This window comes from Mammaliicoccus stepanovicii, from assembly GCF_002902525.1.
In the GTDB taxonomy this organism is placed as follows: domain Bacteria; phylum Bacillota; class Bacilli; order Staphylococcales; family Staphylococcaceae; genus Mammaliicoccus; species Mammaliicoccus stepanovicii.
On sequence record NZ_PPQZ01000072.1, the window covers coordinates 25,894 to 34,938 of the forward strand.

Below are 9,045 nucleotides of genomic sequence, written 5' to 3' on the forward strand. Positions count from 1 at the left end.
AATATGAAGAAGTTAAACATTTTTCAACAAGAAGACCTATTAACAATCGAGTTTGACCAATCAATCGTAGAAATTAAGAATGTATACATAAAAAACGAATTTGATGAGCTTCAGTTTTTTCAGACGAATAAACAAAATAAATTTATTATTAATCTGAAAGATGTATTAAACACATTTAAACAATATGACAGAGAAACTATCTACTTCTTATTGGAAAAATCAGATGGTATTACGCAATCCATTCAAAAAGTTAATGTGAAACGATATGACTGTAAAATTCGAGATTTTGAAACAGTTTCACAAGATGATGCTTTCATTACACCTTATTTAACTAAAAATGGTGTCCTTCAATTTACGATGAAGTCTGAACTTCCAGTATCTACATACTTTGCAAGAAGACATATAGATAAATTAGCCATTTCTAATAAAGAAGTATTTATTAAAGGTAAGTTTTCAATTCAGAATTCAAATCTAGAGTATGCAAAACTAAATATCACGTCAAGACTCAGTGAAAATGTTACTGAAGTAGAACTCAACCCTACAGTGTTCAATATATATAAAGATTTAAATGCCACTAGTTATGATTTTGAAGTGAACATATTAGAAGAGATGAAACAATATTTATGCCATCAGTTTGATTCTGAAGACATTATTGATCTGTTTTTAAACATTAAAGTTAAAGAGTTTAAACATGCATTTCAAATTAAGCTAGGTAATCCAAGAATTATGGTTGAAAGATTCGCTAAAGGTGAAATTTCTGTTGATTTTGGTGAAGTTGTGAAAACAGCTGTGCCTTATTACACAATGAAGGGTAGAAATTTATCTTTCCGAATTTCAGAATACAATAAAGAAGATTACAAAGCATACAAAAAATTAATGCGGGATTATCCTACTTTAATCAAGAATAATTTAAATAAAAATAAAGTTTGGGTTATCGGTGAAAAGTCATATAAAGCACAAGACAATGGATATCATTTCTTTAAATATATGAGATTAAATCATCCTAATGAAGAAGTTTATTATGTTATTGACAAAAACTCAGAAGAAAGAAAAAATGTTATACCATTCGGCAACGTTATTGATTTTAAATCTAAAGAACACTTTGAAATTATGATTAAAGCAGATGTTATTTGTAGCACGCATCATACTGAATTGCTATTTCCAAGTCATGAAGCAAACTATGTAAGAAAAATTAGAGCAAAAAGAATTTTTCTTCAACACGGTGTGTTAGGCGCTAAAAACTTAACACAAATTAATGGTAAACAATTAAAGTAACTGGTTTGGCAAGGTTTGACGAATTATTTAATGATAATGTAGATACAAAGGAACAAATATTGATTATTCCAACTTGGAGAGATTGGATTACAAATATAAATAGTTTATTAGGTTCAGATTATTTACGAAATTATAATACATTATTAAATAAACCTGAATGGAAAAATATTGCTAAAGAGAAAAATATCGACATCGTATTTTGTTTACATCCGAACATGCAATCATTTATAGAATACTTTAATATTCCTGATTATATTAAAGTCATTAAACAAGGCGAAGTAGATGTTCAAGTATTAATTAAAGAAAGTAAATTAATGATAACAGATTACTCAAGTGTTGCATTTGATTTTAGTTTTCTTGGAAAACCAGTCATATATTATCAATTTGATAGAGATTTATTTTTAGGAAGTTTGCCATCGCATTTAAATATGGATGAAGAACTACCTGGTAGAATAGTTGATAGTGTAGAAGGCGTGTTAGAAGCGGCTCAATATTATGTGGATCATTCATTTGAAAATGAACAATCTATTATAAACAGAACGAACCGATTTATCGCTTATAAAGATACTGATAATTCTAAACGAATTTATCAAGCAGCTAAAACTTTCAAACGAAAAAATAAAATTAATGATCTCGTAAAATATGATATTTTATCACAGCATATCTTAACGAGGTTTAGAAAAAACAGCAAATACTTTGATGTGATGAGTTATATGAATAAATTTTTAGTTAAATTTGCGAAAATCGATCCTAAATTAATCGTGATAGAAAGTAATTTAGGAAAACAAGTTACAGATAGTCCTAAAATGATTTATGACCAACTGAAAACTTTAAATAAAGGATATAAAATTGTATGGGTAACGAATAAAATTTATCCATTTGATGATGAAAATGTTGTGACAGTTAAAAGGTTGAGTCCGGAATATTTCAAATATTTATCTATAGCAAAATATTGGATTAATAATCAGAATTTCCCTCACTACATTGAGAAGAAAAAAGAAACAGTCTACATTCAAACTTGGCATGGAACACCTCTAAAGAAAATGCTGAATGACGTTGAAGAATTTAGTGGAAGAGATGAGGGTTATATTGATCGAATAAATCATTCTGTATCAAAATGGGACTACCTCGTTTCACCTAGTCCATATGCTACACAATGTTTTAAATCTGCATTTAACTTTAAGAAGGAAATGTTAGAAGTTGGATATCCAAGAAATGATGTTTTTTATCAAGATAAAAATGAATTATTAAATAAGCAAAACATCATTAAGAGAAAATTATCAATTCCAAAAGATAAAAAAGTCATACTTTATGCACCAACGTTTAGAGATGACGAAGTTTCGGCAGCTAAAAAACATTTAATCAATTTAAAATTAAATTTATATCAAATGAAACAAAATCTTGGTGATGAATATGTATTATTATTAAGACCACATATTATCATCAGCAATAATATTATCATCGATAAGTCATTAGAACATTTTGTATATAATGTTGCGAGTTATGAAGATATTAGTGATTTATATTTAATCAGTGATATTTGTATAACGGACTACTCTTCAGTTATGTTTGATTTTGCGAATACTAGAAAACCTTTATTATTCTTTACGTATGACTTTGAACATTATAAGGATAATTTAAGAGGATTTTACATGAATTTCGAACAAGAAGCTCCGGGTCCATTATTAAGAGACAATGACGCATTAATCGATGCTATAACAAATTTAGACAAGGTAAACGAGAATTATAGCGACAAATACGATAAGTTTTATAATAAATTCTGTTCATATGAACATGGAGATGCAGCAAAACAAATCGTTGATAAATTATTTTAATATTAATAAAGAAAAAGTCTGGGACATAATGAATAAGTCCCAGACTTTGTTGTATATTGGCAGTAGATGACTGAACTGAAAATACGCTTTATATCAAGCTTTTTTCAATTCTAGTCATACTTGCCGGGTTAGGACAAGGAAATCTTTTTTGATAAAATGAGATTTCTGCCCCACTCCCTTTTCTTGTAATGATTACAATTTATATATAAATCATTACTAAAATTAACACATTCATGTATCATTAAATTATTATAATAAAAGTAAAGTTCATGAATGAATACGAGGTGCAATATGATTGAAATCATAAACAAAGAAAAAATTGTGAATATTGAATCGATACAATCAATAGTGAAGCAAGAAACAACGCATATTATTCTAAAGGATAAACATACCCAAATTTATGAAAATATTCTTGAATACGTAGATTTAGGTAAAGAATCCATCGTAACAGATTATACATATAATGGTTATTACATAAACGATTGTCGTTATTTTGGAAATGACTTTATAACAATAGAAGACTGGTTTAATAATCATAACTTACAGCCCAATATAATATATGAAATGAATGATCTTCAATGGTTAATTTCCAACTTTGAATGGGAAACAAGTTTCGATATTGCCTTAAATGCAATCATTCATTTAAACAACATAAAAATAGAATCACATGTCATATTTGATTTTACTAAAGAATGTCAAATGAGTTACACGAGTCTCAAACAACCACATCAAAATGAATTAGATCCAGTTACTCAATTTTATTTAAACAAATTAGCACGTTTAAAACTAAGGAAAATACCTTTCAATGTGAATCATACAACTTTGCCACGAAATGCGAGAAGTATGGATAAGATTATGTATAAGAGTAAATTTAAGCTTCCAAGTGTTATGTATAAGCTAATGTATCAGTACATTCAACAGAAGCAGATGAAAGCTATTAACATTTATGAGAAAGATAAGAATAAAATAAAGCCATATGTCGTTTTTTTAGGATTTGATTACGGTTATAGAGGCAGTTCTAAATATTTATATGAATATTTTGTTCAAAATAATGTACATCATCAAGTTTATTTTGTAACTGATGATCAAGAAGGGCAGAATTTTATTTCTCCTTCTGATAAAGCAACTAAGAAATTAATAGAAGAAGCAAAAGTAGTGATTTTAGAGAGTTATTCACCAGATCATATAAAAGCAAACGGTACAATTATTCAGATATGGCATGGTACGCCGATAAAGCGATTATTTTTAGATAGCGATGAACCGAAGCAAAATAAAGAAATTTATCATTATCGTGCACGAAAATATAATAAATTGATTAAACAAAATTATTTTGTGACGGATATTGAAGCAATTAATACGAAGTTTCAGTCGGCATTCCCGCTACATGAAACAAAGATTATCGCATGTGGTTATCCGCGAAACCAATTTTTACTTGAAAATATTAATAAGACAGATGTCATTAATCAAATAGAAATTAAGTTAAAATTAGACAAAAATAAACAAACAATTTTATATTCTCCAACATGGCGGGACAATCATGAAAGTCATTATTTACTGGATTTTCCTGATGATATCGCAAAAAATTATAATATTATTTATAAATATCATGAAGAAGACCAAAATGAAAATACTAATGAATATATCATGTATAATGACATTGAGACACAACAATTATTGTTAGTCTCAGATATTGTGATTAGTGATTATTCCTCAATTGTATTTGATGCGTTAACAATTAATAAACAGGTATATCTATATACACCAGATTTTGATTTATATACACAAAATAGAGGATTATACGAAGACGTATTTAACACTATAAATTGCAACCAATATCATGACTCAAAATCATTATTTGAAGCTATAAACAACAATAAATATATAGAAACAAACAATAAGTACGTAAATAAAAATAACCATTCATTTGAAATGATCTATCAGTTGATTGATGATGTGATGAATGGAAAAAGGTGATAATCGTGAAGTCATTTACATTTTTAGTGCATAATATTTATCATATGGGTGGAACAACTAAATCTATTTCGAATTTAGCAAATATATTAAGCGAAAAGGGACATAGAGTAAAAATCATTTCTGTTTTTAAAGCAAGTACACAACCTTATTTCAAATTGAATAAAGATATTGAAATTATACCTATTATCGAATATGCCAAAACACCACAAGGTTTAATTAATATACTGTTTAATCGGATTCATAAATATACACCATTTTTAAAGCCTAAAATCATAAATAAAAATGAACCAGGCTTAAATCAATTTTCTAGTTATGTAGAAAATAAAATCATCAAAAAATTACAACAAATTGATACCGATATTGTTGTTGGTACGAGGGCAAGTTATAATTTATTAATAGCTCAATATGTTGAAGAGCATATCATAAAAATAGGCATGGAACATATGTATTTAAATGCGCATCCAAAATCATATCAACAAGATATAATAAAAGGATATGAAAATTTAAATATAGTGACAACCTTAACGAAAGATGATCAACAAGATTATAAAAAACAATTGAAAAATCCACATATCATAGTAGTGTCGAACATTTTAAATGAACCTAAATATGACATACCGAAGAAAAATGTAATCGTCGCTGCTGGTCGTTTTGACTATGAAAAAGGTTTCGATTTATTAATTGAAAGTATAAACTTGATTCAAGAAGACATGAGAAAATATGATTACGTATTAGAGTTATACGGAGATGGCCAAGAAAAAGAAACATACATTAATTTAATAAATAAATTTAATGTTGGAGATATTATTAAACTAAGACCAACAACAAATGAATTATCTAAAGTATTAGCATCAAGTAAAATTACTGCAGTACCTTCCAGAGTTGAAGGATTTGGTTTAGTTATTCTTGAGGCAATGTACCAACAAAATATAGTGATTGGTTATCAAGGATGTTACGGACCAGAGTTTCTAATAGAGCATAATGTTAATGGTTATTTAATTCCAAGTAATGATATAATTAAATTTAGTAATCGTATAATTGAAGTTATAGAACATTATGATTCAATAGAAATTCAAAGTGTTATAAATGAATCTGAAATCAGAACAAAACAATTTGATAAAAATGAAATATATTCAAAGTTTTTAAATGATATAGAGGGACTTTTTGAACAATAAGTTTATCTTTATTAAAGGAGACAAATTATGACTAAAAAAATTACAAAGGCTATCATTCCTGCTGCAGGGTTAGGAACGAGATTTCTACCAGCAACGAAAGCGATGCCAAAAGAAATGTTACCTATATTGGATAAACCAACAATACAATATATCGTTGAAGAAGCGGTACGTGCCGGAATAGAAGATATTATTATTGTGACGGGTAAACATAAACGCGCGATTGAGGATCATTTTGATAATCAAATTGAGCTTGAACAAAACTTGAAAATGAAAAACAAAATGTCATTATTACATAAAGTCCAACATTCAACTGACCTTGCAAATATGTTCTATGTTAGACAGAAAGAACAAAAAGGACTCGGCCATGCAATTTGGAGTGCTAAACAATTTATTGGAAATGAACCTTTTGCAGTATTATTAGGTGATGACATTGTTGAATCAGACGTTCCAGCAATTGAACAGTTAGTTAGTCAGTATGAAAAGACCGGAAAATCAATTATTGGTGTCCAAGAAATAGATTATAAAGACACACATCGTTATGGAATTGTTGACCCTATGCAATCTAAAAATCGCTTATATGAAGTGAATAAATTTGTTGAAAAACCAAAAGAAGGTACAGCACCTTCAAATTTAGCAATAATGGGGCGTTATGTTCTTACACCGGATATTTTTGATTATTTAGAAAATCAAGAAATAGGTGCAGGTGGAGAAATTCAGCTTACGGATGCTATTGAACGATTAAATCAAGATGATCAAGTCTTTGCTTATGATTTCGAAGGAGAAAGACATGATGTTGGTGAAAAAATCGGATTTGTAAAAACAACGATACAATTTGCATTGAATGACGAAGAAATGTCTGAAGATGTTAAAGCATTTATTAAATCGTTAAATTTAAATTAGAATATAATCCACTTATGATATTAAAAACTAAGTGGATTTTTTAGAAGGTGAACGAGTTGAGAGAAAGATGGGAAGAACAGCTTAGTGAAAGTCTAGTAGAGAAATTTTATTTAACACAGACTGAAGATGAGAAACAAGAAGGTTTTCAGTATGAATTAAAATTTGGCACAGCTGGTATTAGAGGAAAGTTTGGACTAGGAGAAGGTAGATTAAATAAATTTACAGTTCAAAAAATTGCGCTCGGAATAGTGCATTATTTACAACATGAACAAAACCCTTCAATCGTGATACATTTTGATACAAGGCACTTGTCTCAAGAATTTGCACTTATTTTTGCCAACACTTTTTCGCAGTTTAATATTAAAACTTACTTACCAAATACATATAAGACGACACCTGAATTATCATTTGCAGTTAGAAATTTACAAACTAGTCTAGGTATTATGATTACAGCTAGTCACAATCCACCTAATTACAATGGTATTAAAGTATATGGAGCGGATGGAGCACAACTTTCTGTTACTGAATCAGAAGTTTTATCACATGAAATTGAAAAACTCGGTAATCCATTAAATATCCAAACTGCAAGTAAACAAAGTTTATATATACAAGAATTGCCAGAAGGCATTCAAGACCAATACTTTGAACAAATAAAGGCATCAGTAGGTCAAATACCTAAATCGGATTTACGTGTTACATTTTCTAGTTTACATGGCACAAGTGTACCCATAACACCACAACTTCTGGAAAAGTTTAATTTCAAAAATTATGTGTTAGTTAAGGAACAATGTGTCGTAGATCCAGATTTCAGTTCTGTTAAAAGTGCGAATCCAGAGGACCATGAAGCATTTAATTTATCGATTGATTATGCACATCATTACGATGCTCATCTCATGATAGCGACTGACCCAGATGCAGATAGAATTGGTATTGCGATAAGAGATAGAGATCATACAATTACGTATCTTAACGGAAATGAAATAGGGGCATTGTTACTTAATTATCAAATCAAGAAGACACGTCACGTATCTAACCGAGTTGCAATACAATCCATTGTTACAAGCATATTAAGTGATAAACTTGCTGAAAGAAATAATATTAAAATGTACCATGTATTAACTGGATTTAAATTCATTGCAGAAAAAATAAAGCAAATTAATACAAATCCTGAAGAAAATTTTATTTTTGCATTTGAAGAAAGTTATGGATATCTTGCAGCGGATTTTGTGAGAGATAAAGATGCAATACAAATCATACCGCTAATCATTAAATATGCTTCTGAACTACAACTAGAAAACAAAACATTAAGAGATGAATTAAATGATATTTATGCAACAGTTGGACAATGTCAGGATAAGCTTTTTTCACATACATTTGATGGTGTTGAAGGTAAAGCACATATACAAAACATTATGACCAAATATCGTAACAACACACCAACAAAAATAGGTAACTTAGAAGTATTGAAAGTAGAAGATTATCAAAATCAACAATCACATGATTTACAAAGTAATAGAAAGACACCAATAGATTTACCTAAAGCTGATGTTATTAAATTGATATTTAATGAAGGATTTATTGCACTTAGACCATCAGGAACTGAGCCGAAAATAAAACTTTACGTTTCACTTGAAACTGAAGATTTTGAGAATGTATCAGAAGAAATGAATCAATTTATATTTAATAAATAAACGATACGAGAAAATCACGATTAAATGTGATTTTCTCGTTTTTTTATGCGTACATATCTTTTAAATAGAATTTTAGTTCAATTTTTAAGCTACATTACAAAGTCATGGAATAAGTCTGTAATTAATCCACGAAATGGAGCAAGTCATGGAATAAGTCTGTAATTAATCCACGAAATGGTGCAAGTCATGGAATAA

6 protein-coding genes are annotated in these 9,045 nt (G+C 28.7%); all 6 read left to right on the top strand.

The genetic code is table 11. The features are described from left to right. The first annotated feature begins 3 nt into the window (after positions 1 to 3). The 6 genes from CD111_RS12885 (at position 4) to CD111_RS09690 (ending at position 8,850) form a co-directional block, all read left to right on the top strand. Positions 4 to 1,275, top strand: coding sequence for a CDP-glycerol glycerophosphotransferase family protein (locus CD111_RS12885; RefSeq protein ID WP_308629187.1), 1,272 nt, complete (start codon positions 4 to 6; stop codon positions 1,273 to 1,275). A 5-nt stretch (positions 1,276 to 1,280) separates the two neighbouring features. Then, entirely contained in the window at positions 1,281 to 3,110 is a 1,830-nt protein-coding gene (locus CD111_RS12890) for a CDP-glycerol glycerophosphotransferase family protein (RefSeq protein WP_308629186.1), read from the top strand. A 291-nt stretch (positions 3,111 to 3,401) separates the two neighbouring features. Continuing rightward, the gene (locus CD111_RS09675) at positions 3,402 to 5,084 is read left to right on the top strand and encodes a CDP-glycerol glycerophosphotransferase family protein (RefSeq protein ID WP_095088772.1); all 1,683 of its coding nucleotides are present in this window, start codon (positions 3,402 to 3,404) and stop codon (positions 5,082 to 5,084) included. After that, complete coding sequence (locus CD111_RS09680) at positions 5,081 to 6,259, top strand: glycosyltransferase (RefSeq protein WP_240610503.1); 1,179 nt, start codon at positions 5,081 to 5,083, stop codon at positions 6,257 to 6,259. The genes CD111_RS09675 and CD111_RS09680 overlap by 4 nt, the downstream gene beginning before the upstream one ends. Positions 6,260 to 6,286: 27 nt before the next feature. Then, a complete protein-coding gene (gene galU, locus CD111_RS09685) occupies positions 6,287 to 7,159 on the top strand; it encodes a UTP--glucose-1-phosphate uridylyltransferase GalU (RefSeq protein ID WP_095088769.1) in 873 nt (290 codons plus the stop codon). A 56-nt stretch (positions 7,160 to 7,215) separates the two neighbouring features. After that, complete coding sequence (locus CD111_RS09690; protein WP_095088767.1) at positions 7,216 to 8,850, top strand: phospho-sugar mutase; 1,635 nt, start codon at positions 7,216 to 7,218, stop codon at positions 8,848 to 8,850. Positions 8,851 to 9,045 lie beyond the last annotated feature (195 nt).

Bases quoted from the DNA above. Each gene is read 5' to 3' on its own strand.
- CD111_RS12885 (WP_308629187.1), top strand. From the start codon at position 4: ATGAAGAAGTTAAACATTTTTCAACAAGAAGACCTATTAACAATCGAG.
- CD111_RS09675 (WP_095088772.1), top strand. From the start codon at position 3,402: ATGATTGAAATCATAAACAAAGAAAAAATTGTGAATATTGAATCGATA.
- galU (WP_095088769.1), top strand. From the start codon at position 6,287: ATGACTAAAAAAATTACAAAGGCTATCATTCCTGCTGCAGGGTTAGGA.